Raw genomic sequence first — 25646 nt, 5'->3', positions numbered from 1 at the left:
AAAATAGCGGTGGAAGGTTGAGCCTTCCTGTCCGCTATTTTTTTCGTGTTGTATGATTATTAGACAACGCCTTGAGCAAGCATAGCGTCCGCAACGCGGATGAAGCCGGCGATGTTGGCGCCAACGACCAGGTTGCCCGGATGTCCGTAGGCTTGAGCGGCTTTAACGCTGTTTTGGTAAATATTTTTCATGATTCCGTGAAGCTTAGCGTCGACTTCTTCGAAAGTCCAAGACAATCTCATGCTGTTCTGGGACATTTCCAGAGCGGAAACGGCAACTCCGCCGGCGTTAGCCGCTTTGGCAGGTCCGAATAGAACTTCTTTGTCCAAGAACACTTCGATCGCTTCAAGAGTGGAAGGCATATTAGCGCCTTCGCCGATTGCTTTAACTCCATTAGCAACCAACAATTTAGCGGACTCTTCGTCGATTTCGTTTTGCGTAGCGCATGGCAGCGCGATATCGCAAGGGATCGACCAGATGCCCGTGCAGCCTTCCGTGTAGACGGCATGAGGGTGCTCGTTCACGTATTCGCTGATCCGTTTGCGCTCGACTTCTTTCAAGCGTTTAACGGTTTGAAGGTTGATGCCTTTCGGATCGTAGATATAACCGTTGGAGTCGCTGCAAGCGATAACTTTCGCGCCCAATTGAGTAGCTTTGTCGATGGCGTAGATCGATACGTTTCCGGAACCGGAAACAACGACCGTGCTGTCTTGGAAGCTCAAGCCTTTGGCTTCAAGCATTTCGTTCACGAAGTAAACGCAGCCGTATCCGGTAGCTTCCGTACGAGTAAGGCTTCCTCCGTAAATAATGCCTTTGCCTGTAAGAACGCCTGCTTCGTGTCCGCCTCTGATGCGCTTGTATTGTCCGAACATGTATCCGATCTCGCGAGCGCCTACGCCGATATCTCCGGCAGGGACGTCTTCGTCGGGACCGATATATTTGTAGAGCTCGGTCATGAAGCTCTGGGTAAATTTCATAATCTCGTTGTCTGATTTGCCTTTAGGATCGAAGTCGGAACCGCCTTTACCGCCGCCGATCGGAAGGCCGGTCAAGGAGTTTTTGAAGATTTGTTCGAAGCCGAGGAATTTGATGATGCTTGCGTTAACGGAAGGGTGGAAGCGAAGACCGCCTTTGTAAGGGCCGATTGCACTGTTGAATTGAACGCGGAAACCACGGTTGACTTGAGTTTTGCCTTGATCATCTACCCATGGAACTCGGAAGTATACGACGCGTTCCGGTTCGACGATCCGTTCCAGAATCCCTGAGTTCATATATTTAGGATGTTTAGCAAATACAGGAGTAAGGGAGTCTAAAATTTCTTTAACCGCTTGATGAAATTCGCTTTCGTGTGGGTTGCGTTTAATTACCGCTTCGTATACGGACTGAACATATTGTTGCGCGGCTGAAGATTGCTCTGCTGTGATCGTTGTCACTCTTTCATAACACTCCTTAATATTATTTGCATTAAACGTTATAAACCATGCATTTTTATACTTAATGATTGTAGATTATACACGAAATTTAAGCAAATTAAAATTTTTTTTAAAGGTGAATGAATTACTTTATGTGTATTGACATTTACGTTGCGTAAAGGTGTACGATCAGTTTGCAAGGGGGGATTGAAGGTGGAATATTCCATACAAAGCTGGCGCAATTGGCCGGAGTCAGCACCCGAACGCTCAGGTATTACGATGTAATCGGACTTCTCAAGCCGGCGAGAATCAATTCATCGGGCTACCGTATCTACGGGCAACTGGAGGTGGATAGGTTACAGCAAATTCTATTTTATCGCGAGCTTGACATTAGCTTGGAAGAGATTAAGGAAATTGTGACTTCTCCACAATTCGATGCGGAACGCGCTCTGAGGAAACATCGGGACAATCTGCTGGCCAGAAGGCAACAATTGGATGTATTGCTGGCGAACATCGATCTCACTTTAGCAAGCCGAGAGGGGACTCAAACCATGAGCGATAAGCAAAAATTCGAAGGTTTCAAACAAAAACTGATCGACGATAACGAACGGAAATACGGAGCGGAGATTAGAGCTAAATACGGCGAAGACCGGATCAACCAAGCAAACGACAAGCTAAGAGGAATGACGGAGCAGCAACATGCGGAGGTAGAGCGGTTAGCGGAGAACATTCATACTACTCTGGCGAAAGCTTTCGCCACGGGAGATCCGGCGGGAGAGCTCGCCCAGGAGGCTGCCGATTTGCATCGACAATGGCTAAGCTTCTACTGGGACAGCTACAGCAAAGAAGCGCACGCGGGCGTAGCGCAAATGTACGTAGACGATGGGCGATTTACCGCTTACTACGATAAGGATCAGCCGGGAGTTGCCCGGTTTCTGAGAGACGCCGTACTGATCTACACTGGCGTTGAATAATGAAACAATAAGGAATTAAGGGGTTATCCCTCAGGTCAACTCAGACCGGTCGGATAACCCTTTTCTTTTGTTTTCCGCTTGAGTTTTATTCGATTCCAGTCCTTGAACGAGCGCTCTTAGCCGTGAGTACTCTATAAATACTTATTGGGAAATAAAAGGGTTGACAGCGAAAGTGTACTGAGGGGATAATACACCTATCCAGTGTATGAACTATTTGGTACACACACTTGAAGATTGTGAGGTTTTGGCATGAAAACAGGCGAGGGCTGGGAGGAAGTCGCGTTTAATAACCGGGATCCGGTATATTTGCAGGTCGTGCGCCATTTCAAGGAACAAATCGTAACCGGCCGGCTTGAGGCGGGTCAGGTCATTCCTTCCCGCAGGGAATTAGGAGCCATGTTGAAAATCAACCCGAATACGGCACAAAGAGCTTATAAGGAGATGGAGGAACGTCAGTTGATCGTTACGGAGGGAAATTCGCCAAGCCGAATTACGGCTGACGAGAAAGTGCTTAGAGCGATTCGCGCGGAGTTGCTGGGGGAAGCCGTCGAAGCTTTCGTCGCTTCCGTGCGGAAGATCGACGTTCCGGTAGAGGAACTGTTGGATTTGGTGAAGATCAAATACTCGGAGCAGAGGACGCAGGCGGGTCGTTTCGAACGGGAGGCGAACGGAATGATTGAAGTCCGCGACATTCATAAGCGGTATCGGATGCGAAACGTTTTGAACGGCGTTTCATTTACCGCGGAGAAAGGGCAAATCACCTGTTTAACGGGGATTAACGGAGCAGGCAAATCCACGATCCTGAAAGCCATTATGGGATTAACTCCGCTTAAGAACGGTCAAGTTCTGATCGACGGCGTCCCCCTTAACAAAACTACATACGAGAAGGTGGCTTTCATTCCCGATCGCTTGACGATGCCTCTTGGGATGAAGCTGACCGAGGGCTTGCGTTTCATGGCCGATTTCTACGACAACTGGGACACGGGGAGAGCGGACGAGCTCATGCGCTTCTTCCGTCTGGAAGGCTCGGATAAGATCGGCAATTTGTCCAAGGGAACGGCGGCAAAATACAACCTCGTGCTGGGCCTGGCCCAGAACACGGATTACGTGCTGATGGACGAACCGTTCTCGGGCATAGATCTGTTTAGTCGGGAGCTCATAAGCGAAGTATTCTCAAGCCATTTGATCGAGGATCGAGGGGTTCTGCTGACGACGCACGAGATCGTGGAAATGGAGCATCTGATCGATAAAGCGGTCATTATGCATCAGGGGAAGGTTGTACGCGAATTTAATTGCGAAGAAGTTCGCAGCGAAGAAGGCAAGTCGATCGTGGACGTCATGAGGGAGGTGTATCTCGGTTGAACCGATACTTAAAGCTCGTGCATATGGAGGTACACAGATTCAGGTATATTCTTGCCGGCTTAATGGCCTTTACGATGATTATCCAATTCGTCGCATTGATCTGGCACTTAAACGAAGAGTTGAACATGCATGAGAAAGTTCTGATCAAGTATGGATACCCGGTAATGGACATGTCGTTCGCGCAGGCGATAGCGAGCACCCAATTCTTGTTTACCATCCCGATCATCGCCAGCATATCAGTGCTGATCTTATATATCTTCTTCATCTGGTATCGTGACTGGCTAGGAAGAAATACGTTCGTTTACCGTTTGCTTATGCTGCCGACGGCCAGGAGTCATATTTACTTGGCCAAGCTTACGGCGATGCTTCTGTTCGTATTCGGGCTCATATCCTTCCAACTGCTGCTCCTTCCGATCGAGCATTTCATTTTTAAGCTTATGGTTCCTGCGGAACAAATTAAACCTTCCTATTTCATGGACGCGGTTTCCGTCAATCAAGCGTTCGAATTGCTGCTGCCGAGGAACTTGGATCAATTTGTACTGTCCTATGGAATAGGCGTGATGTCCGTAGTGGCCGTGTTTACGGCGATTTTGCTGGAAAGAAGCTATCGGCTAATCGGGATCGTATATGGTGTCCTATATCTGCTTGCTTGTTTGCTCGCTTTTTCGTTTCCATTGTTCGCCGGGATCGACACTTCGGATGCTTATCTCTATCCGGAAGAGATTTGGGGGATCGAACTCCTCATTTGCGTCCTTATCGTTACGGTTTCCATCTGGCTCGGATTCCGATTAATAACCAAGAAGGTATCGGTATAGAAAGGAGGGAACGGAAATGAAACGGTATCTATTAACTGCCTTGCTTGGCGCGTTCATAGTCGTCGCTATATGCACGTACTATGTATACGGCGCGATGGAAAAATTGCCCGAGTATAAACTGAATACGATAGAAGGCAGTCCGACGGAAATGGACGTAATCGAGATTAACGGTTGGTATGGAGGCGTACTGCATTCCGAATTTCTAACCTTGAATACGAAGGGGACCGTGTATAAGAAAGACGTATCCCTCTACGAGGAGCATGTGAAGAAAAATTTCAATTGGTTTTATTCGGATCGGGAATACAAAGATCTCAAGAAAGAGCATCGCAATTTCATGAGAGGAAAGAGTTCGATGGACAACTTCTATAAAGACGAAGAGTGGCTCATCTATGCGGATACGATTACGGACAATTTACTCATGGACAAACAAGACGTGTTTTTGAAAATGGATCTGCTGAACGAAAAAAACGGAAATGTTAATCATTATAGGACGAAAATCGCGGAATCCGTTTTCTTTGGCTACGTCGCTATCGGAGACGTTCAACGGATCGGCGATGAAGTTCATATTCTCGTCCGCATATCGGATGAGTATCGCATTTATGTCTTGGATCTAAGCAACGGCGAGCTCATCAGGGACGAGAAGCTGGATGTCGGAGCGATTTCCGAACAACCGGGAATCTACGTCGATCTTTACGCGGTTTCCAACGAAATCCGCTCGAAACCCGCGGAACACGTTGTCATAAGGGCTCTGGAGAAGGAAGTTACAAATGAATCCAACGGAAGCTACAGCGAGATCATTCGGTCCGAACGGGTGTACTCGTACGCATACAGAACGGGCAAACTTACCGCACTGCCTCAGTCTGCTAAGCAAGGCGAAGAATTGATCCTTTTCGATGGCAATACGTTAAACGGGAACATATTTTCATCGATTGTCAATGATCGGAACGTTGTTACTTTGAAACGCTACGATGTTGCTTCTCAACAGCCATTGCCCGGAGTAACGGAATTAACGGCGCGGGAGCTGGATGTCGACGAGATCGCTTCGGCGACGAATAGAGGAGACCGAATCTACATGCTGCTCCGCAAAGCGGACGTCTCCTATGTTGCCGTCGTCGATGCAACGAACGGAAACGTTTTGTACAAAGGCAAGGCAACCTTCGAGGGACCGGAGTCCAAATCCGAGGAACAGATGAAAAACCTGCACTTGATGAATATCTATGTTAAATCGTAATCGTCGTCCGGAGTTAAATCTCGAGAGCAAAATCGAGGTGCTCAGAAGTCTTGAAGTGTACGGTTATCAGATCGCATACTTGATTCTTCAGGATGAGAACTTAGCTATAGACGCAACGAAAGCAGGCTTAATCGAAGTTGGCTTAAACGATGACATCTATCAAGAATCGCCTGAACGTCAGCGTGCCTTTTTCAAGAAAACGATTATTAAGAAATCGATAGAGCTTCACTACGCAAGTTGATCCTTCCATGCAATAAAAAAAACGCTTCTTTCCTATGACTCAAGGAAAGAAGCGTTTTTTATTGGGGACGGATATGGTAGACGCACTTCTTGTCCCCCTTGGCCAAACAATCGGATCGGCTGACTTCCGCGTCTAGCAGGGATTCGAACAGTTTGAGCTCGCAAGAGCAAGCATGATTGTATTTATTGGCGACCCGGGAGATCGGGCAATTGTATTCGGTTATCGTATAGTCATTGTCTCCGCTTTTCTCCCAAGTAGCCATATAACCGTTTTCGTTCTGGATTTCCGATAAGGCAGCTACTTTGCTCTCCAAATCTTTATTCGTCATCTTGCCGCTGTACCTATTCATAAGAGTCGTCTTACGAAGGTCGAAGAGATGGTTGACCATATTTTCGCCGGCCTCGCCCTCTAGTTCCGCTAACAGATCAAGCGTGACGGCGTGATAATTTTTCGGGAAAAAGTCATCGGCTTGATCGGTCAACCGATAGACGGCTGCAGGTCGTCCCATCGGTATGCGCACCGTCGTGGATTCGATCAGGTTTTCCCGTTCCAGGTTCGAGATGTGGCGCCTGACCGCCATTCCGGTAATGCCCAACTGTTCGGTTAGATCCTTGGTCGTAAGCTCTCCGGACGTCTTCAACATCTGCATGATTCTGTTGCGGGTAGATAAGTCCAATTCGTCTTTCATCTCGTAACCTCCAGATACCGCGAATGATTAGAGGGTTGACCCGGAAGCAACCAGATCATGGGATTCGCAGTCCGATGAACAATATCCCCGCTTGTCGCTCTCGCACTCTTCGCATACCAGGTGCTGAAGATGGCAAGTATCGTCCTTGCAGTTGACGTAACGGTCCGTCTTCTTGCCGCAGTGATGGCATTCGCCAACTAAAATATGCTCGTCCGTCTGATTAATTCGAACGGAGACGCGTTCATCGAACACGTAACAATTGCCGTCGAAGCCTCTTCCTTGGACTTCGGGATCTTGTCCGTAGGTGACGATGCCGCCATCCAATTGGAATACGTCCTCGAAGCCTTCGTTTTTGAGCACGGCGGTCAGCATTTCGCAACGTATGCCGCCCGTGCAATACGTTAGAATGCGCTTGTCCTTATGTTCCGTTAGGTTATTTCGAATCCACTCCGGAAATTCGCGGAACGTCTCGAGGTCGGGTCTGATCGCGTTGCGGAAATGGCCGAGATCATATTCGTAGTCGCTTCTTCCGTCCAGGATAAGGACATCGTCCCTGTCCAGATGATCATGCCATTCTTTGGGCGTCAGTCTTCCTCCGCCGTCCGTATTCGGATCAAGCTTCTTATCGTAACGCAACGTGACGAGTTCCTTCTTGTGCCGGACGAACAGTTTCTTGAACGCGTGCCCGCTTGCCTCGTCGATTTTGAACAGAAGATCCGAGAAGAGGGGATTCGACCGCATTGCTTCCATATAGCGGTTCGTTTGCTCGATCGTACCGGATAACGTTCCGTTGATGCCTTCGCTGGCGATCAGGATCCGTCCCTTGATTCCGAGCTCCTTGCAATATTGGAGATGCTCCGCAGTCAGAGCCTCCGGGTCGGCGATGGGTACGTATTTGTAAAATAATAGGATGCGATATTCTGTAGTCATGATCAAACCCCTTTCTAAATTGTATCGGAATAAAGAATAGCGGAAGAGAAAGGGAAATTCTCTTCCGCCAAGCTAGTCGTAATATCCAAGCGGTTGCAGCCGTTATTTAGCTATTTTAGCTCCTTGTCGTTACTTAGTCAACATGGATGTTTATTAAGTGGTTGACAATCGGAGCCATTCCGCTTAAAATTTAGAGTACGCTTAGTTCTCGACCTGTAAGGGGAGAGAAGCGGGGGAACCAGTCATTAGGGGCGAATCATTCTTAGGAATGAAGGGTACCATCTACCCGAGTCCGTCAGCTAACCTCGTCAGCAGCAGATGGGTCTGTCAATTGATTAAACATTTCGGACCCTTTCACAAGGGTCTTTTCTGTTTATTTAAGGCCCTTCAATTATCGGAGTATTTCCTCTCGATAACATACGGGTCTTTTTCGTATTTATCGGGAAATTGTCAGTAACCATCATCTTAGGAGGTGTATTTATGAACCATACTACAGATACGGTTAAAGCTACTTACGACAATCTGATGAAGCAATCTAAAAGGTTGGTCGAACGTCAGGTTGAACATCCGGAGCATTATCCTACAGAAGATCAATATGCGGTTCTTCATATGAGCTTGGAGAGCCAAGGCAAACGCAATGGCGACCATTCGCAAGATCTCAGCTTAACGCAGCTTGGCGTCTTCCGGTTTATATCCGTTGTCTCGCAGATCGTTTCGGGATGGGGCGGAGAGTTAATCGAAACGAATCTTAACGCCTATACGGCTATTTTCCCAATGTCCGAGCCCGATGCTACCAGTCGCAGTTGCATATGCGGAATGCAAATACTTAACGCGATCACCAATGTGATTCAACCTTCCTTAAGAGAGGAAGGAATCGAGATGAGCTTTCATTGCGGGATCGGGATTAGCATGGGATCGGTATTCGGCTTCCAAACCGGCTTGCAAGCGCCGATGAATCGGTTATATTACGGCGATGCAATCTCCAGCGCCGTGGAATATGCCAACATGTCGAGCGGAGTCGTTATCGTCGATCGGTTAATTAAGGAACAGATCGAACGTTCGGAAACGGGATTCAAAGTGCAATTCCAGCCTTATCGTTATCACGAATGGGTCGGATATCAGTTTAAGGTCGGTTAAGGATTAGAGGAAGCGGAACGCATAAGAAAAAGTGCCGGTAACAGGGATAACCCGCTGTACCGACACTTTTTTCGTTTTAAAAGCTATTCGAACATCTGCACTTCGGCAACCGATGTCGAGTAGGCGCCGTTGTTGGCCGTAATGACGAGCCGGTAACGATCATAGTAGCTGTTGTTAAAAGGAAGGTCGTACGTGTACGTGAAATTCGGGTAAAGATACGACGATACGCTATCCAGCACGGACCAGCTAACGCCATCGTCGGAGCCTTGGAACGTCCATGTCTTCGGCACGTTGCCGAGCGGTTGGGATGAGGTGCGGACCGTGTAGGATTTCACGTTTTTCGTGCTGCTGAAGGTGAAGCGCAGCTCCCCGTATGCTCCGCTGGACGTGGACCAGTACGTGCTGTTGTCGTGGTCGAAAGCCTTATAGGCTTCGTGGGTGCTCCACTCGCTGCTTGCGTAAGCCGTCCCCAACGGGTTGGAGTTGGAAGTCATGAGCGGAATGATGTTGCCGCTGGCGCTTGCGCTGATGACGCCGAGTCCGGAAGTGATAAGCAATGCGGCAGTGATCGACATCAGTCTTCGGTTCAGAAGCTTTCGAGTCAGTCGCATCTTTGCATCTCTCCTTTTTAATTGGATTCATGCTTCATCGAATCGGTTTAACCTTCGAATTCTGCTGTTTTCTGCGGGCAATGTTCTAGCAAGCTCGTCAACGACTCCCTCCTTTCCATTGTGCATACGTTTGCACGCATGGAAAGTATATCACGCCGGATTTGCGCAATTTGCCGGAAAAGGTCGGCGAAGGAGAAGATTTATTCGACAAAGCGGTTTTTTGTTGGATGAAAAACCAATTCTAGGGAAACACTCACCCTATATTCTTTCCATAAGAGGAAGAGAGGACGATCCGATAGTGGCAAATGAACAATCGCAAAAGCCCCAAGACGAATCGCGCAGAAGGTTTCTCAAATACTCGGGCACGGCGCTTGGAGGCGTTGTCGTCGGCGGAGTGATCGGCGGAATCGTCGGCTCGAGCTTAAAGAAAACGGGGAATGTAGCGGAAGAGGAGCCGGTTCAGCCGGAGACGCCGGGTGCCGCGCCTGATCGGGATTACAATCAGGCATTGATGTACTTCACGCAGGACCAGTTCCTGGTCGCCGAAGCGGCATCCGAGCGAATATTTCCCAAAGACGAGCTAGGACCGGGCGCCAAGGAACTCGGAGTTGCCTTCTTCATCGACCATCAAATGGTTAGCGATTATGGAACAAACGCGAGGGATTATATGATGCCGCCATTCCATCCTTCGGAAGCTTCGCAAGGGTACCAGCTAAGCTTTAAGAGAAAAGAGCTGCTAGCGCTTGGACTAGACGCATTGAACGACTACAGTAACGACGCTTACAAAAAGCCGTTCACGAAAATTACGCCGGAAGAACAAGATGCCGTGTTGACTGCTTTCGAGAAAAACGATGTTAAATTGAAGGGGGTTCCGGCGGCAACCTTTTTCAATTTACTGCAAAATTTAACGATCGAAGGCGTCTATTCGGATCCGCTGTACGGCGGCAACAAGAATATGGCCGGCTGGAAAATGCGCAATTACCCCGGCAACCAGATGAGTTACTTCGACGCAATAGATAAGGAAGAGTTTATCAAGTTGGAACCGTTAAGCTTGCATGATCATCTGGAGTTAGGCTAAGGAGGAATCGACATGGCGAACAAACTTCCGAAAGTAAACGTCGTTATCGTAGGGATGGGCTGGGTAGGAGGCATTATCGCCGCCGAATTAACGAAGGCGGGCCATAACGTGGTTGGCCTCGAGCGGGGCAAGAGCCGCGGAACCCAAGACTATTACCATGTTCACGATGAATTGCGTTATGCGACTCGTTACGAATTGATGCAAGATTTGTCCAAGGAGACGATCACTTTCCGCAATACGGAGAAAATGCGGGCGCTGCCTATGCGTTCATACGGTTCTTTCCTCCTTGGAGATGGCCTTGGAGGAGCGGGCGTGCATTGGAACGGGCAGTATTATCGCTTTCTCCCGTACGATTTCGAAATCTATACCAAGACGGTCGAGCGTTATGGAAAAAAGAAAATTCCCGAAGGGATGACGATTCGGGACTGGGGAATCACCTACGACGAACTTGAACCATACTTCGTCAAGTACGAGGAAATGTCGGGAATCTCGGGGGAGAAGGAGCTTCCCGACAATATCGGCAAAATGTCTAAGCCTTTTTCGACAGGACCGATGAAACAGACGCCCGGCATGAAGCTGTTCACGGAATCCGCCAAAAAGCTCGGTTACCATCCCTACATCATTCCATCTGCCAATCTGTCCGATACATACAAAAACCCGGACGGAATCGAGCGGGCTGCTTGCCAATACTGCGGATTTTGCGAGCGGTTCGGCTGCGAATACGGCGCTAAAGCGGATCCTGTCGTGACAGTGCTTCCCGTGGCTTTGAAAACAGGCAAGCTTGAGCTTCGTACCTTCGCTAACGTGACGGAGATTATTCATGACGGCAAGAAAGCGACCGGCGTCAAATACGTGAGCATGCCGACAGGGGAAGAACATATTCAACCGGCTGACGTTGTCATCTTGGCAGGATACGTGTTCACCAACGTCAGGCTGCTGCTCCTGTCTAAGCTCGGGAAACCTTATGATCCGAAGACGGATACGGGCTCGATAGGAAGAAATTATGCTTATCAAGTAAACGGCGCGAGCACTTCCGCGTTCTACGAGGACCGGGAGTTCAACATGGCAATGGGCGCGGGCGCGCTAGGGAGCAGCTTGGATGATTTTAACGGCGATAACTTCGATCACACCGATCTTAAGTTTCTGCACGGAGCGAATATCCGTTTTACGCAGACAGGCTTGCGTCCGATCCAGTATCAGCCGGTACCGTTGAACACGCCGAAGTGGGGGAAGGAATTCAAGCAAGCTTCCATACACAATGCCAATCGGGTGCTTGGCGTTTCCGGACAAGGGGCGAGCATGCCTTACCGCCATCACTACTTGGATCTCGACCCCGAATATAAGGATGCATTAGGACTTCCGCTTATTCGAATGACTTTCGACTTCGAAGAGCAGGATATCGAGCTCGTAAAGTTCATTGCTGCGAAAACGAAAGAAATAGCGGATGGGATGGGAGCTACGAAAACGGAAATACACGATACGATTAGGCAATACAATATCGTACCCTATCAATCCACGCACAACACGGGCGGAACGATAATGGGCAGCGATCCGAAGACGTCGGTCGTGAACAACTATTTGCAAATGTGGGATGCGGAGAACGTATTTATCTGCGGCGCCTCCAATTTTCCGCATAACAGCGGCTACAACCCGACGGCTACCGTAGGCGCGCTGGCTTATCGGACCGCGGAAGGCGTAGAGAAGTACTTGCAGAAAGGCGGGCCGCTCGTTTGAGCGCGGGGCAGGGCTCGAGCTCGCTCGACCATGAGCTGGTCGTTCACTTATCGGAGCTCCGCAAGCGACTCATTTACGTTTCGGTTTATTTTATCGCGGCGCTTAGCTTCGGACTCTACATCTCGCCTAAGATCTTGTCGTTCGTGAAGGGACATTTGGGCGGCATACAAGTCCAATGGAGCGTCTTCGCGCTCTCCGACGGACTAGTCGTGTATATGAAATGCGCGCTAATGGTTGGAGTCGTGTTAACGCTGCCGGTGCTCTTGTATCATCTATGGGCATTCGCGCGTCCGGGAATGACCGATTCGGAAGCCAAAAACACGCTGCTCTACGTGCCGTCTTCGTTTTTGCTGTTCGTATTCGGGGTCGGCTTCGGCTACACCGTCGCTCTGCCTATGATGATCAAGTTCATGATCAAGCTGAATCAAGGAATCGGCGCCGACGAAGTTTACGGAATTCAACATTACGTATCGTTCCTGACGAGCTTCCTGCTGCCGATGGGGATTGCTTTCGAGATGCCGCTCGTCATGATGTTCCTGACCAGAATCGGCATGCTGACTCCCGGCAAGATTAAGCAGGTCCGCAAATTTTCCTACGTGGGCTTGGCCATTCTGGGCTCGCTCATCTCTCCGCCGGATTTCGTCTCGCACTTGTCGGTGACGGTACCGCTTATTCTGTTGTTCGAGATCAGCGCGCTCATCTCCGTGCGTTACCACCGCAGGCGAGCGATCATGAAGATCAGCCCGACCTGATGCAAGCCTGCTAGTCCGGTTAGATGATTCGTTATCCAGCGGGAAGGAGGTGTTCCGAAATGTTTAACAACATTGGCATTTCAGGGTTGATCATTATTTTGGTCATTGCGCTGATCGTCTTCGGACCGGCTAAGCTGCCGCAATTAGGACGAGCTTTCGGAGATACGTTGCGGGAATTCCGCAATTCCACGAAAGGAATCGTGGATGAAGAAGCAGACGAGAAAGTGACCGTCGTTGAATTGGAAAGCGCGAAGAGATAATCAAAACTCGAATGTCTCGATAATAGCGGTACAGGGGCTCATTCCTGTACCGCTATTTTTCGTCTTTATGAAATTGTTCTTATCTTAATCGATAAAAAAGAGGAGATACATCCCCGTAAAAAATGACAATCGATAGAAATAGCCAAGAGGCCGCCCATAAGTATATTCGGGTGGCTTCTTTTTTGAGCTAAAACAATAACATTTTTAAGAAAATATATATTGACCCGATATATATCGGGTTGATATATTATTTGTGGAAATGAATGGAATTGTTCGCCGAATTCGGCGAGTAACGATAAGGAGGCCATGAATTGAACAGCCAAGACGTTATTTTAGGAATGCTGATGAAACAATCGCGATCGGGTTATGAAATCAAACAAGCTCTGGAGGGAGTGTTTACCTACTTTTATCAAACCAGTTACGGAACGATATATCCTACGCTTAGCCGGATGGAGCAAGACGGGCTTATTACCAAGGAAAACGTGCAGCAGGAAGGGAAGCCTAACAAAAACGTCTATACGATAACGGAACTAGGCAAAGAGCGGTTTAACGAGTATATGGACAGTCCCGTGGAAAGCTCGTCTTTTAAGTCCGATTTTTTGATGAGGTTATTTTTCGGAGAATACGTCGGTGAAGACAGAGTCATCGCTTGGTTGAAGGAGGCTCGAACGGCGACGCAGAGCAATATGGATCGCCTAAGCGAAATCTTCGCGCAACAGAAGAATAAATTGCATCCGTCGAAAATAATTTGCATCCAAATGGGGCTCAAAGGATATCAGGCCAACTTGGAGACGATCGACGAGGGATTGGCAAGCTTGGAACGATTAGATAAAGGGATGAGGGATTAGGATGGCGGGTACAGATTCGAATAGAGGGCTTATTATCGTTGCGATGGCATTGGGACTACTGATGTCCTCCTTGGATAATACGATCGTCGCGTCATGCATTAGCAAGCTTAGCGAAGATTTTAACGTGTTCGATAAAGTCAGTTGGGTATTCACGGCTTATATGCTTGCTGCGACCAGCACGATGCTGGTGTTCGGGAAGATGTCCGATTTGTTCGGAAGAAAGCTGTTTTACTTGATCGGGATCGGGATGTTTCTTATCGGTTCCGCCTTGTGCGGAATCGCGCAGAACGTGGATCAGTTGATCTGGTTCCGCGTTATCCAGGGTATCGGGTCTGGGGCATTGTTCCCGATCAGCTTTACGATCATTTATACGATTTTCAGCGATCCGAAGGACGCGGCGAAGATGTCGGGCGTATTCGGCGGGATCTTCGGCTTGTCGTCCGTCGCGGGTCCTCAGCTAGGCAGCTTTATCGCGGAACATCTGGGCTGGAGATGGAATTTCTACGTGAACGTTCCGATCGGCCTAGCGGCGATGATCGTGCTTATAATCGCTTTGAAGGAAACCCGTTCGGAGCATAAGCCGAAAATCGACTATTTGGGCACGGTTTTCTTGATCGTGACGACCGTCTCGCTAATGTTGGCGCTGGAATGGGGCGGCAAAGATTACGCTTGGAGCTCCTGGCAGGAAATGAGCTTGTTCGCGACCTCATTGATCGTCGGGACGCTCTTCATACTAGTCGAGCGTCGCGCGCAAGAACCCGTGCTTCCGCTAAGCATTTTTAAGAATAAGATGGTGCTTGGAACGAGCATTATTTGCTTCTGCCAAGGAGTGCTGATGTTCTCGGCGATTACGTATTTGCCGAGCTTTACGGTCGGTGTATTGGGACAACCGAATTCGAACGGAACGTTAACGCCCATGATGGCTTCCTTAATCGCCGGCGCGATCCTGTTCGGTTTCCTTCAGTCCAAGTTCGCTTTCCGCACGTTGATGTTTGTCAGCATGCTTATGTCGATTATCGTAGCCTCGTTGCTGTCGTTGGTCGGCAGCGACGCTTCCAACGGATATATGATGGCATTGATGATATTGCTCGGTGTCGGTGCCGTAGGACCGTTAATGAGCGTAGCCCAAAGCTCCATTGCCGCTAACGTCGATCCGAAATACATGGGGGTCAGCTCCTCTATCGTCGGTTTCTGGCGAAGCATCGGCGGCGTGCTGGGCGCATCCATTATGGCGACTATCGTAAACAACGATCTGAGTACGTTGATTTCGAACGGCGCGGCCAAAGTCGGTATACCGACGGACAAAATCGGCACGTTGGCGAATCCGGAGCTGCTGATGCGGGCCGCCGACCAAATCGATCCGACGATTCGCAAGTTTCTTCAAGAATCGCTTGGAACCGCGATCAATCATGGCTTTATTCTTAGCATTTGCGTCGGCGGAATCGGCTTGATTACGGCGCTGTTCGTCGGAAACGGCAGACTGGATATGAAGAAGAAGCCGCAGTCGGGCGCCGCGCACATGTAATTGCGTTCCTCACTCCGATCAGAACGATTCTGAACGTTTTTCCCCGGTCATAGATTAGAGGACAAGCGAAAAACCGGAACGAAATCGACGAGCGAGATGAGGGATCGAATTGCAGACGATAAGGCTGTACATTACGGGGATGACCTGTGCCGCGTGCTCCTCGAGAATCGAGAAAGCAGTGGGGCGGCTGGAGGGCGTCCATCGGATATCCGTTAGTCTGGCAACGGCGCAAGCATCCGTTCAACTGAATCAAAGCGTCGTCGCAGAAGCCGATATTTACCGTAAAATCGAACAGCTGGGTTACGGAATCGAACAGGCGGTCAGGCCGAAAGCCGCCAACGATTCGGAAATCCGCAACTATCGAATTCGGTTCCTCGTCTCCTTGATTTTGTCAATGCCGCTCCTATGGGGTATGTTCTCGCATTTGCCGCTGCTGTCCGCCGTTTGGGTTCCCCATATCCTCCACAACGCTTACTTTCAATGGGTTATCGCCACCGTTTTGCAATTTTACATCGGTTATCCTTTTTACCAGGGAGCATACCAGGCATTAAAACAACGAAGCGCCAATATGGATGTATTGGTCGTGATCAGCACCTCCGCTGCTTATTTCTATAGCCATTACCAGCTGTTTCGCATGAGTCGGTCGGCGGAGCACGTCCCGTTATATTTCGATTCCATCGCCATGATCTTAACGGTCATCCTATTAGGGAAATGGCTTGAATCGATTGCCAAAGGAAAAGCGTTAAAGGATTTGAACGAGCTTCATGATTTGCAGATCCGTCTTGTGCGCGTTGTTCGAGGCAGGGAAGAAAGCTGGATTCCTTCCGAACAATTACGCAAGGGCGATATCGTTCGAGTGATCGCGGGAGAGTGGATAGCGGCGGACGGAATCGTCGTCGCCGGAGCTTCGGAGATCGACGAATCGTTATTGACCGGGGAAAGTTATCCGGTCATGAAGTCGACGAGGGATCGCGTCTATAGCGGAACGAGATGCTTGAACGGCAGCCTTGTCATCAAAGCGGCTTCCGATACGCAAGGTTCCCGCTTATCGCGAATGATCGCGATGGTAGAAGAAGCGCAGAGCAATAAACCGATGATCGCGCGCAAAGTAGATCGGGTCGCCGCTTATTTCGTGCCCTTCATGATTCTAGCTTCCATATCGACTTATGCGGCATGGATGTACTCATCGCACGAGCACGCGTCCGAGCTTGCCATGCGCCAAGCGCTGTCCGTGCTTTTGGTCGCTTGTCCCTGCGCGCTAGGTTTGGCTACGCCCGTCTCGATTCTGATCGCGACCGCATTGTCGGCGAAATCCGGCATTCTCTTCAAGGATGGCCGAGCGATGGAAGTGCTGCACAGGACCAATCACGTCCTGCTCGACAAGACGGGCACGCTGACGGAAGGAAAACCTCGTTTGATAGCGGTTCATAGCCTTATGGAATCGGAATCGTATCTGCTTCGAATGGCTTCCGCGGTCGAACAGCATTCTGCACACTTGCTCGCGCAGGCTATCGTTCAAGCGGCGGAGCAACGGCGAATCCTCATTCCCGACGCCGCGGAAGTGTCGGAGATTCCGGGGAATGGCATGAAAGGGTTGGTGGAAGGTAAAGCGGTCCGCGTAGGCCATTACAAATGGATGCAATCGGAGCGGGTTCCAATGTCTATGACGGAACAGCCCTGGAACTTATCAACCGGTTCCGGAAGGACGATTCTGTATGTTTCCATCCAATCTAAGATGGCAGGGTGGCTAGTCTTAAGCGATCAATTGCGGGAAGAAGCTCCGCTCGTCGTTCGCAAGCTTAAGGCTCAAGCCGATGTATGGATGCTGACGGGCGATCAGCGGCATCAGGCAAACCGGATTGCATCAGAAGCCGGAGTCGAGCATTATCGCGCGGCCATGAGTCCGGAGATGAAGCTGGACGTCGTGCGCGAGCTCCGCGATCAAGGACGAATCGTCGCCGTGATTGGAGACGGCAATAACGATACGGCGGCTTTGGCTGCCGCGAACGTTGGAATAGCCATGGGTGGCGGTGTTAATTCCGCAAGGGAAGCAGGGGACGTTATCTTGGTTAACGATCGTCTGTACGGCGTATTGGACGCGATAACGATCAGTCGCAGGACGATGGGGAATATCAAACAAAATTTGACGATCGCGGCAGTCTATAACGTCATAGCCGTTCCTTTCGCGGCGCTCGGGTATTTGGATCCTCGATTGGCTTGCATGGGGATGGCGGCAAGCTCCATTACCGTCGTGGCCAATGCCTTAAGGCTGCAAAAGCTGCACAAACGTTGAGGTTACAGTAAGAATGGGGGGATCAAGAAGATGAGCTCGGGCAACGCGTTAGTCATCGCTGCCTTGTCCGGCTTGGCCGGTGCCCCTCATTGTCTCATCATGTGCGGAGGAATTGCTTCGTCGTTCGCGATGAACGCGAAACAATCCCCGCTCAAATCCGTACTCGCTTATAATGCCGGCAGAGTAACGACGTATTCGTTGCTCGGCGGTTTTATGGGCTTTGCGGGATCGTTCATGAACGTTGCAGGCGGCTTAGTGGGAATTCAGAGCATTGCCAGCATCGTTGGAGGCATTCTCATTCTGTTATGGACTTATTGGCGCTACACGTTGCCCATCTTCCATCATCGGTTGCCCGGACATTCATTTTTTACACGGCAAATCGCGGTCGTCCGGGAAAAATACGATCTTGCGGGTATTTATTTAACGGGGTTAATGCTTGGGTTTCTGCCCTGCGGCCTCACTTATGCGATGCAGATCAACGCAGCGGCTACGGGATCTTGGACGGAAGGTTTTCTCCTCCTGCTCGTATTCGGATTATCCACTTTTCCCATATTGCTCTTGACTGGTTTATTTGCCGGAGGCATTCGGAAAAGATGGAAGCAGGGGATGAGAACGGCTGGAGCTGTGCTTGCCTATATGATGGGAATATTAACGTTGATGAAAGGATTCGTCGCCAATGGATGGGTACCATCTATTCATCCCTGGCTGTGGTGAGGATATTTAGCATCGTTAATTAATGAGTGGAGAAAGGATGATCGACGCGAACGAGTTTGTCCGGCATCCGCAGCGAGATTTGCGCCTCCCAGCTTCCCTGCATGACCGGTATGCCCGTAATGACGTAAGAACCCGGTTTATCCTCGACGATTTCCGTTGGAATGTTCCCGCATAACATGTTCGGCATTTGCAAGATGACCTTAAGATCGGCCCGTTGAATCGGTTGGCCTTTCAGGTCTTCCAGGGTGAGCGTGAAGGAGGTTCTGCGCATGCGCTCGGCGGCATCTTCGTTCGAGACGACGGTTAATCTTACGCTTTCGTCTTGGAAATCGGTTTTTGCGGCCGCGTTAGGAGCCGAAGGCAGCAAAAAGAACACGGACGCGATAATGACGACTAAGAGCAATAGGGACAGGACAAAAGATTTCATATTATCCCCTCTTTCGTAGTCTAGTTGCAAACGTTAGATGTGTATGCATGCTATCTCTTCTAGATTCGTTTTCTGGGCAAAGGATCGTCCCTTGTTTCGAATGGAAAGCTACACTATAATGTGTAGTGGAAGGTGGGTGAAGGGTTGAATATCAAAAGTTTTAAATATAACGAGGTAGGGCTTAACCGTTTTTTCGGGACGTTGGAAGCTAAAGTGATGGAGCTGCTCTGGGAAGCCGAGGAGATGAGCATTAAGGACGTCCAGACCAGGCTGGAACAAAACAAGCCTGTCAACTTCAATACCGTTATGACCGTCATGAATCGATTGGTCGACAAAGGCATTCTCGTCAAGCGGTCGCAAGCCCGATTGTCTCTATACCGGCCCAACCAATCCAAGGAGCGTTTTATCGAAGAGCAATCCAAGAAGCTAACGGAAAATCTCTACGAGGAATTCGGGGGTCTCGTCCTTAACCATATGATCGACGTACTGAAGGACGTGGATCAAGATCTGCTCCATGAGTTGGAGCTCAAAATTCAACGTTTGAAGAGGAATTCCGAATGAAGCAACGGAGAAAACAGTCCTCCTTCGTCCTAGGCGTCAGCTTGTTAACCGCCTTTATCGTGTTTAGCCAGATGGCCTTGTACGTTGCCCATTTGTTATGGGGGGTCAGCTTGCATAAGAACGTGTTCGATGTCTGCATCGGATTGTTCAAACCGAATACTTTTCCGTACCATTTGATTACTTTCGTCCTGAATGCCTTGATCGTATATACGATATTAATCGTACTCGTCACCGCGGTGCGGCAATTCTTTCTCGTTCGTAAGTTCAGGAATCGGTTGTTTGCCTTGGAGAACCCGCAGCTAACGCGGAAGTTGCTTGGCCGGCTGAATAGGAATCCTTCCGAACTTGTTGTCGTGAACAACGACCGGATGCTAGCATTCACGGTTGGATTCAGAAATCCGCGAATCGTAATCTCGGACGCTCTGCTGGAGATGCTGGACGAGAATGAGCTGCGAGCGGTCATCGAGCATGAGACGTTTCATCAGATCAACCGGGACGGGATCAAAATATTGGTTCTGCAATTCATCTCGCAAGCGCTATGGTTTATTCCGATCGCTCATTGGTCTTATCAAAACTATAAAATCATTAGCGAGCTTGCGGCCGACGAGTATGCGATCGATAGGTCGGGCTCCGAGTTAGGCTTGGGAAGCGCCATGCTTAAGCTGATCAGAAGAGGGTTTAAGTCGAGCTCGGCCCCTGTAATCGTCCAATTCGCCGATGGATCGATCAATTACAGGCTGAAACAGCTCGTGAACGCTGAGCGTTCCCTTCCGGTCAAGCTGGACGCGGTTTCTATGGTGACGTCCGTCTATATGTTGATGCTTGTTTTGATGTTGATGATCGTTGCGGGAATGTAATTTTTTTCGTTTTCTTAAACTACAGAGCGTAGTGTTGGCGGTATACTAACAGCTAGAGGAGAGTTGCTTTAATGATCGTAGGCATTGTTGGCGCAATATTGTTGTGCGGAGCTCTTGTCGGATACGGGGTAGTTTCCAAATGGAACAAACAGAACACGAGTCAATTGAAGAAAGGGCAGAAAGCCGAAATCAAACAAAAGGTCAAAAAAATGCGCGTTGCCGCCCATTCCATGTTAGGGGTTGCGATCGTGCTCGTCTTGATCTCCTTGTTATTGAACGCGGCAGGCAAATACGACTTGGAGACGCTTAACTATAAGGCTCGGATCGAAGTCCGGAATGATCGCGACTACGGAGCCGGTCACACGGAGATGCCCGTTCAGTACGAGATGAAGTTTCCGACGTCCGGAACGCACAGCCCTCACGACCTGAAATTCGGTTTCTACGAGGACAAGCCTTCCATGGAAGAGCTCGTTCATAATCTAGAGCACGGAGATATCCTGATTTACTATCGTCCGGACGCAAGTTCGGCTATTAAGGACGCGGTCGAATATTTGTCCCACTTCACCAAAGCGGGAGCGGGCGTACTTGCGGTACCAAGCGCGGACATACCGGAAGGCAAGGAAATCATCTTGAATGCCTGGACCAAAACATTAGAGTTAGCGACCTACGACGAGCAGCAGGCCGGTACTTTCATTTACGAGTATATCAATGAAGGCCCTGAGAAAATTCCGGCCAACGTGCGTCGCGGCGGCGGGACGATGTAAAGGATTCATTCATGAAGGGGGCCGACTCTAAAGTAAGCACACTTAAGAGATCGCTCGCATAACCAAAAAACGACGTGAAAATGAAGAATGGCGATACTGGGGAAGATGTCCCAGTGTCGCCATTTCGCGATTTTGGTCCACTGTAGCTGTTTTGAGGAAAAGAAGGGGCATGTATCTCCTGTAGGAGCGGAGCGTTGGCCTTTGCCATTGTGAAATTTCCTCGCTGCGAGCTTACCCATTCAAAATTTCACAATGGCAACAGACACCGGAAGGAGATACATGCCCCGAGTGCCCTAAGTCATTTTGAAATGACTTTGGGGACACCCCCTTTTGTATTAGCGAATATTCGATTGACGTTAAAGTCGCCCTTTTACTACTATGAGAGTAATCACTCGCTTTTTCCGCGAGGAATGGAGGCCAAGCCATGGAAAACTCCGTACTCCTGCAAAACGTAAGCAAAAGCTACGGGAAAAAAATCGTGCTGGACCGTATCGAACTGACTATCCGAAGGGGACAAATTTATGGCTTAATCGGTCCTTCCGGAGCCGGGAAGACGACTCTGGTCAAAATGATGGTCGGCATGGACATCCCGGATTCAGGCTCGGTGCAAGTATTGGCGCAGAGAATGCCCAACCTTAAACTGTTGCAGGAAGTGGGCTATATGGCCCAATCCGACGCCCTCTACGCGGAGTTAACGGGGGAGGAGAACTTGAAGTTTTTCGCTTCCATGTTCAAGCTTGGCAGAACGGAGCAGAAGGAGCGAATAGCCTATACCGCCAACTTGGTGCACTTATCCGGAGAGTTGAACAAAAAGGTGTCCGCTTACTCGGGCGGAATGAAACGTCGCTTGTCGCTCGCCATTGCCCTCATCCAGAATCCTCAAGTGCTTATTCTCGACGAGCCGACCGTCGGCATCGATCCCGAGCTGCGGTTATCTATCTGGAACGAGTTATTGCGACTGAAGAACGCCGAAGGCAAAACGATAATCGTAACAACCCACGTCATGGACGAGGCCGGAAGATGCGATTGTCTCGTGATGGTTAGAGAAGGACGGATTTTAACAACCGGTTCGCCCGGAGAGTTAATGGCGCAATACGGCGTAATCAGCCTTGAGGAAGTATTTTTGAGCGCCGGGGGGAAACGGCAATGAGAACGGGCGCGTTAATAAAGCGGATTATGCAGCAAATGGCGCGGGATAAACGCACGTTAGCCTTATTGTTCGTTGCTCCGTTACTCATCCTGACTCTAATGCATTTCGTCTTTAACGGGAATGTAGGCGGAGTTGAACCTAAGCTGGGTATAATCAACGTCGAACGGCCTCTGTCCCAAGCTCTGGAGCAAGTAAAAATAAAGCTTGTGGAAGTTCAAAGCGATGAGAATGATACGATCGAGAAGAATGAGTTGGACGGCGTTCTGCGATCCTCGGAAGGCAAGCTAACTTTGCTGCTTGTAAATAGCGATCCGTCCAGAGCGAAGGCTCTGCAGATGCAAGTAAACCAAGCAATCGCCGGCGTAGCCATTCATGCCGCATTGCCATCAATGAGCAGCCAACTCGTCACCTTAGAGACAAGTTATGTGTACGGCGACAGCGAGACCACTTTTTTCGACGTTCTCAGTCCCGTTCTTGTCGGGTTCTTCGTGTTTTTCTTCGTCTTCCTGATCTCCGGTATCGGGTTGCTGCGCGAAAGAACGACCGGCACGCTGGAGAGGTTAATGTCCACTCCAATCCGCCGGGGAGAATTGATTAGCGGATATTTGGCCGGATACGGGATATTCGCCGTAATCCAGACGGTCATCGTCGTCTTGTTTGCCGTGAACGTATTGGATATTTCCCTTGTCGGTTCCATCTGGAATGTACTGCTTATTAATTTTATGCTCGCTTTGGTCGCGTTATCGTTAGGAATATTGCTGTCGACCTTCGCGGCTTCCGAGTTTCAGATGGTGCAATTTATTCCCGTCGTCGTCGTTCCGCAGATCTTCTTCGCGGGAATCGTGCCGATGGACGGAATGGCGGATTGGTTGCAGGCCGTTAGCCGGATCATGCCGCTTTATTATGCGGCCGATGCGTTAAAAGGAGTCATGTACCGCGGGGTGGGCTTTGGCGAGATCATTGGCGATTTGATCGTTCTGGCGTTATTTGCGGCTATCTTCATCGTACTAAACGCGTTAGCCTTGAAAAAGTACCGTAAATCCGATTATCGTCATAGTTGACGGCAGTCCAGCAGCAGATCGCGCGATAATTTCAATTGGCCCATTCCAAAGAGGGGACCCGCTGGGGTCCCCTTTTCGTTATCCATGAGTCAATAAAAATCGCTTTCCGTACTCGCCGTGGTCGTGTATCGCCGCATGCTCGATCTGTATCGTGGAATGACCGATGCCGTACTTGCTTTTAAGCATCTCGTTCACCGCCAGGATGACGCAGAAGGGCTGAATATCCGCCCGGACGAATACATGCGCCGTAAGCGAATAGTGCTCCGTCGATATGGCCCACAGATGCATCTCGTGAACGTCTTCTACGCCTTCGATAAGGGCGAGCTCCGCGCGAATTTCGTTTAAGTCGAACTTTTCCGGTACCGATTCCATTAGGATGAGATAAGCTTCTCGGATGATCTTGTAACCTCCGACGCAAATAATTCCTCCGATCACCATACTAATGAGCGGGTCCAGCACTTGCCAACCGGTGAAGCGGATCAGTATTGCGGATACGATAACGCCGATCGAGCTCAACAAATCGCCGATGAAGTGCCATAGCGCGCTCTTTACGTTTAAGTTATTTTCAGCCTTCATGCTGCGGGACAGAATGAGGGTAAGCGTAATGTTCACGATTAGTCCGATCGTCGCTATCGCGAGCATCATAGTCAGATCGACCTGCTGCGGATGGATCATTCTCTTGATGCCTTCCACGAAGATCCATGCGGCAATGACGATAAGGGCAAGACCGTTAAGGAAAGAAGCGATGATCTCGAAACGCAGGAAGCCGAACGTGTAGTGCTCGTTCGGTTTGCGCGTGGCCATGTAGATGGCGAACATGCTAAGGCCTAACGCGAGAACGTCGGAAATCATATGCGCCGAATCGGAGATCAAAGCCAGAGATTGGGACAGCACGCCGCCGATCACTTCGATAACGGTAAAAATCAAGGTGAGAATTAAAGTGATCCAAAGCGTTTTCTTCGACGTGCTCTGCTCTTTGACGTGGTCAAGGTGATGGAAGTCGGCGTTCATCTTTGAACCCTCCTAATTATAATAATTATAATATTATACTTAATATAAATAATTGCACACCGTTGAGGAATAGGCAAATGAACAATGTATGGATAACGGAAGTGATAATCATTACTAACTCGCAATAATACGCACTTGACTCAAGGCTCGTACACTTACGGATTCTAGTTTCGGACATATCTTATTATGCAAGATTAACTTATGCATGATAGGAGAGGATGGAATGGTCGTTCGCAGAAGCGCTGCTATCCCTAAGAAAGTCATCAAATTAGCGAGAAGCAAAGGGATGGCGAGAAGCAGAATCATGTCGATCTATAAATCCCGCGTAGCAAGGTTTCATAAAAGAACGGCGGTTATCAGTCAACGCAACGTGACTATCGGAACCGACGACAGGTGGTTTAACGCGTTGCCGATCGCTCGCGACCCTGCGTGGGTTCAAGTCAATGACGCCGACTATGTATGGAGCGTTCGCGATCCAAGCAGTCAATTCGCCGTCGTTTCGAGACGATTCACCTTATCGACCAGAAGAGCGATCATTAGCGGGAATTTGTTCTTGTCCGTCGACAACTACGCGGTAGTTCTCATCAATGGCCGTATCGTCGTATACGATGCTCCGCAGAACACTCCGGCATTTTTCAATCCCGGACGCAACTTCAACATTACAAGCTTCCTGCGCCGCGGATTCAACGACATCGTTATCGTCGCTTTCAACTTTACCGGACCGCGTTCTCCGGCCGATCCGGCGGGCGTGGCGGCAAGGCTGAACATTCGACTGTCCGGCCTGTTGTAATCGGCCGAACGAGGCCAACCTTCGCGGGTTGGTCTTTTCATTATCCTTGTTCGAGAGTCGTTTCGGCTATGACAAAAGTCCGTACCAAGTACGGACTTTTGCGCGTTAACTTTTACTCAGAGCCACGAACGAGGGCGGTAGTGTCCGCTAGGATGGGATTGTCTCTTCTTCACGCAATAGAAGCATTTGCACAGCACATGGTGCTTGCTGCGGGATTTGTTGTCATGGCCGCAGGATTTGCTTTTGTGTTGGGATTTGGATTTGTCATGCCCGCAGGATTTGCTCTTGTGTTGGGATTTGGATTTGTCATGGCCGCAAGATTTGTGCTTGTCGCGAGATTTGTGTTTGTCGCAAGATTTGTGTTTGTCGCACCCGCAGGATTTTTGTTTGTCGTAGCTGGAGATCTTAACTAGTTTCAAT

27 protein-coding genes, 1 pseudogene and 1 riboswitch are annotated in these 25646 nt (G+C 49.5%); of the genes and pseudogenes, 22 read left to right on the top strand and 6 right to left on the bottom strand.

Annotated features, from left to right (window positions below):
- Positions 1 to 59: 59 nt before the first annotated feature.
- Positions 60 to 1433, bottom strand: coding sequence for an NADP-specific glutamate dehydrogenase (gene gdhA / locus FPL14_RS00905; protein WP_182301253.1), 1374 nt, complete (start codon positions 1431 to 1433; stop codon positions 60 to 62).
- Positions 1434 to 1606: 173 nt separating this feature from the next.
- On the opposite strand from gdhA, the gene FPL14_RS00900 reads away from it, so the two are divergent.
- The 6 genes and pseudogenes from FPL14_RS00900 (at position 1607) to FPL14_RS00875 (ending at position 6035) form a co-directional block, all read left to right on the top strand.
- Positions 1607 to 2386: a MerR family transcriptional regulator gene (locus FPL14_RS00900; protein ID WP_407644637.1), complete on the top strand. Its 780-nt coding sequence runs from the start codon at positions 1607 to 1609 to the stop codon at positions 2384 to 2386.
- Positions 2387 to 2635: 249 nt separating this feature from the next.
- A pseudogene (locus FPL14_RS00895) lies at positions 2636 to 3022 on the top strand (GntR family transcriptional regulator); the annotation flags it as partial.
- 36 nt (positions 3023 to 3058) lie between these two features.
- Positions 3059 to 3748 carry an ATP-binding cassette domain-containing protein gene (locus tag FPL14_RS00890; protein WP_182303786.1) on the top strand — a complete coding sequence of 230 codons (690 nt, stop codon included), beginning with the start codon at positions 3059 to 3061 and terminating at the stop codon, positions 3746 to 3748.
- Positions 3745 to 4563 carry a hypothetical protein gene (locus FPL14_RS00885; RefSeq protein ID WP_182301252.1) on the top strand — a complete coding sequence of 273 codons (819 nt, stop codon included), beginning with the start codon at positions 3745 to 3747 and terminating at the stop codon, positions 4561 to 4563. The genes FPL14_RS00890 and FPL14_RS00885 overlap by 4 nt, the downstream gene beginning before the upstream one ends.
- A gap of 16 nt (positions 4564 to 4579) precedes the next feature.
- Positions 4580 to 5794, top strand: a complete 1215-nt coding sequence (locus FPL14_RS00880; protein WP_182301251.1) for a hypothetical protein — start codon at positions 4580 to 4582, stop codon at positions 5792 to 5794.
- Positions 5781 to 6035 carry a hypothetical protein gene (locus tag FPL14_RS00875; protein WP_182301250.1) on the top strand — a complete coding sequence of 85 codons (255 nt, stop codon included), beginning with the start codon at positions 5781 to 5783 and terminating at the stop codon, positions 6033 to 6035. Before FPL14_RS00880 ends, FPL14_RS00875 begins: the two co-directional genes overlap by 14 nt.
- 58 nt (positions 6036 to 6093) lie before the next feature.
- Here the strand turns inward: FPL14_RS00875 and FPL14_RS00870 are convergent, their stop codons facing one another.
- Together FPL14_RS00870 and trhO are read right to left on the bottom strand one after the other, a co-directional pair.
- Entirely contained in the window at positions 6094 to 6723 is a 630-nt protein-coding gene (locus tag FPL14_RS00870; RefSeq protein WP_182301249.1) for a helix-turn-helix transcriptional regulator, read from the bottom strand.
- 27 nt (positions 6724 to 6750) lie between these two features.
- The gene (gene trhO / locus FPL14_RS00865; protein WP_182301248.1) at positions 6751 to 7653 is read right to left on the bottom strand and encodes an oxygen-dependent tRNA uridine(34) hydroxylase TrhO; all 903 of its coding nucleotides are present in this window, start codon (positions 7651 to 7653) and stop codon (positions 6751 to 6753) included.
- A gap of 188 nt (positions 7654 to 7841) precedes the next feature.
- Positions 7842 to 7980: riboswitch (cyclic di-AMP (ydaO/yuaA leader) on the top strand.
- Positions 7981 to 8133: 153 nt separating this feature from the next.
- On the opposite strand from trhO, the gene FPL14_RS00860 reads away from it, so the two are divergent.
- Positions 8134 to 8790 carry a nucleotidyl cyclase domain-containing protein gene (locus FPL14_RS00860; RefSeq protein ID WP_182301247.1) on the top strand — a complete coding sequence of 219 codons (657 nt, stop codon included), beginning with the start codon at positions 8134 to 8136 and terminating at the stop codon, positions 8788 to 8790.
- A gap of 83 nt (positions 8791 to 8873) precedes the next feature.
- On the opposite strand, the gene FPL14_RS00855 is transcribed toward FPL14_RS00860, so the two are convergent.
- Positions 8874 to 9401 (bottom strand): discoidin domain-containing protein, encoded by a 528-nt coding sequence (locus FPL14_RS00855; protein WP_229263735.1) that lies wholly within the window; start codon positions 9399 to 9401, stop codon positions 8874 to 8876.
- A gap of 298 nt (positions 9402 to 9699) precedes the next feature.
- Between FPL14_RS00855 and FPL14_RS00850 the strand changes: the two genes are divergently transcribed.
- The 8 genes from FPL14_RS00850 (at position 9700) to FPL14_RS00815 (ending at position 18605) form a co-directional block, all read left to right on the top strand.
- Positions 9700 to 10479: a gluconate 2-dehydrogenase subunit 3 family protein gene (locus FPL14_RS00850; RefSeq protein ID WP_229263734.1), complete on the top strand. Its 780-nt coding sequence runs from the start codon at positions 9700 to 9702 to the stop codon at positions 10477 to 10479.
- Positions 10480 to 10491: 12 nt separating this feature from the next.
- Entirely contained in the window at positions 10492 to 12213 is a 1722-nt protein-coding gene (locus FPL14_RS00845; RefSeq protein WP_182301245.1) for a GMC family oxidoreductase, read from the top strand.
- Positions 12210 to 12965, top strand: coding sequence for a twin-arginine translocase subunit TatC (gene tatC / locus FPL14_RS00840; RefSeq protein WP_182301244.1), 756 nt, complete (start codon positions 12210 to 12212; stop codon positions 12963 to 12965). The genes FPL14_RS00845 and tatC overlap by 4 nt, the downstream gene beginning before the upstream one ends.
- 59 nt (positions 12966 to 13024) lie before the next feature.
- A complete protein-coding gene (gene tatA / locus FPL14_RS00835; protein WP_182301243.1) occupies positions 13025 to 13225 on the top strand; it encodes a twin-arginine translocase TatA/TatE family subunit in 201 nt (66 codons plus the stop codon).
- Positions 13226 to 13536: 311 nt separating this feature from the next.
- On the top strand, positions 13537 to 14073 hold the full coding sequence (locus FPL14_RS00830) for a PadR family transcriptional regulator (RefSeq protein ID WP_182301242.1): 537 nt from the start codon (positions 13537 to 13539) through the stop codon (positions 14071 to 14073).
- Between the two features lies 1 nt (position 14074).
- A complete protein-coding gene (locus tag FPL14_RS00825) occupies positions 14075 to 15598 on the top strand; it encodes a DHA2 family efflux MFS transporter permease subunit (RefSeq protein ID WP_182301241.1) in 1524 nt (507 codons plus the stop codon).
- Between the two features lie 109 nt (positions 15599 to 15707).
- Positions 15708 to 17891, top strand: coding sequence for a heavy metal translocating P-type ATPase (locus FPL14_RS00820; RefSeq protein WP_182301240.1), 2184 nt, complete (start codon positions 15708 to 15710; stop codon positions 17889 to 17891).
- A 30-nt stretch (positions 17892 to 17921) separates the two neighbouring features.
- Entirely contained in the window at positions 17922 to 18605 is a 684-nt protein-coding gene (locus tag FPL14_RS00815; protein WP_182301239.1) for a sulfite exporter TauE/SafE family protein, read from the top strand.
- 19 nt (positions 18606 to 18624) lie between these two features.
- Here FPL14_RS00815 and FPL14_RS00810 read toward each other — a convergent pair whose 3' ends face one another.
- Positions 18625 to 19032, bottom strand: coding sequence for a FixH family protein (locus FPL14_RS00810; RefSeq protein ID WP_182301238.1), 408 nt, complete (start codon positions 19030 to 19032; stop codon positions 18625 to 18627).
- Positions 19033 to 19176: 144 nt separating this feature from the next.
- Between FPL14_RS00810 and FPL14_RS00805 the strand changes: the two genes are divergently transcribed.
- The 5 genes from FPL14_RS00805 (at position 19177) to FPL14_RS00785 (ending at position 23425) form a co-directional block, all read left to right on the top strand.
- Complete coding sequence (locus tag FPL14_RS00805; protein ID WP_182301237.1) at positions 19177 to 19593, top strand: BlaI/MecI/CopY family transcriptional regulator; 417 nt, start codon at positions 19177 to 19179, stop codon at positions 19591 to 19593.
- Positions 19590 to 20450, top strand: coding sequence for a M56 family metallopeptidase (locus tag FPL14_RS00800; protein ID WP_182301236.1), 861 nt, complete (start codon positions 19590 to 19592; stop codon positions 20448 to 20450). The genes FPL14_RS00805 and FPL14_RS00800 overlap by 4 nt, the downstream gene beginning before the upstream one ends.
- A gap of 71 nt (positions 20451 to 20521) precedes the next feature.
- Positions 20522 to 21214 (top strand): DUF3105 domain-containing protein, encoded by a 693-nt coding sequence (locus tag FPL14_RS00795; RefSeq protein WP_182301235.1) that lies wholly within the window; start codon positions 20522 to 20524, stop codon positions 21212 to 21214.
- Positions 21215 to 21638: 424 nt separating this feature from the next.
- Positions 21639 to 22364, top strand: a complete 726-nt coding sequence (locus tag FPL14_RS00790) for an ABC transporter ATP-binding protein (RefSeq protein WP_182301234.1) — start codon at positions 21639 to 21641, stop codon at positions 22362 to 22364.
- Complete coding sequence (locus FPL14_RS00785) at positions 22361 to 23425, top strand: ABC transporter permease (RefSeq protein WP_182301233.1); 1065 nt, start codon at positions 22361 to 22363, stop codon at positions 23423 to 23425. The genes FPL14_RS00790 and FPL14_RS00785 overlap by 4 nt, the downstream gene beginning before the upstream one ends.
- A 78-nt stretch (positions 23426 to 23503) precedes the next feature.
- On the opposite strand, the gene FPL14_RS00780 is transcribed toward FPL14_RS00785, so the two are convergent.
- Positions 23504 to 24436: a cation diffusion facilitator family transporter gene (locus tag FPL14_RS00780; RefSeq protein WP_182301232.1), complete on the bottom strand. Its 933-nt coding sequence runs from the start codon at positions 24434 to 24436 to the stop codon at positions 23504 to 23506.
- Positions 24437 to 24659: 223 nt separating this feature from the next.
- On the opposite strand from FPL14_RS00780, the gene FPL14_RS00775 reads away from it, so the two are divergent.
- Both FPL14_RS00775 and FPL14_RS00770 read left to right on the top strand, forming a co-directional pair.
- Entirely contained in the window at positions 24660 to 25226 is a 567-nt protein-coding gene (locus tag FPL14_RS00775; protein WP_182301231.1) for a hypothetical protein, read from the top strand.
- A gap of 140 nt (positions 25227 to 25366) precedes the next feature.
- Positions 25367 to 25639 carry a hypothetical protein gene (locus FPL14_RS00770; RefSeq protein ID WP_182301230.1) on the top strand — a complete coding sequence of 91 codons (273 nt, stop codon included), beginning with the start codon at positions 25367 to 25369 and terminating at the stop codon, positions 25637 to 25639.
- Positions 25640 to 25646: the final 7 nt, after the last annotated feature.

Origin of the sequence: Cohnella cholangitidis, from assembly GCF_014107495.1 — a bacterium.
Taxonomy (GTDB): Bacteria; Bacillota; Bacilli; order Paenibacillales; family Paenibacillaceae; genus Cohnella; species Cohnella cholangitidis.
Note: the sequence above shows the minus strand (reverse complement) of the source record. Positions and strands in the feature narration are given on the sequence as shown.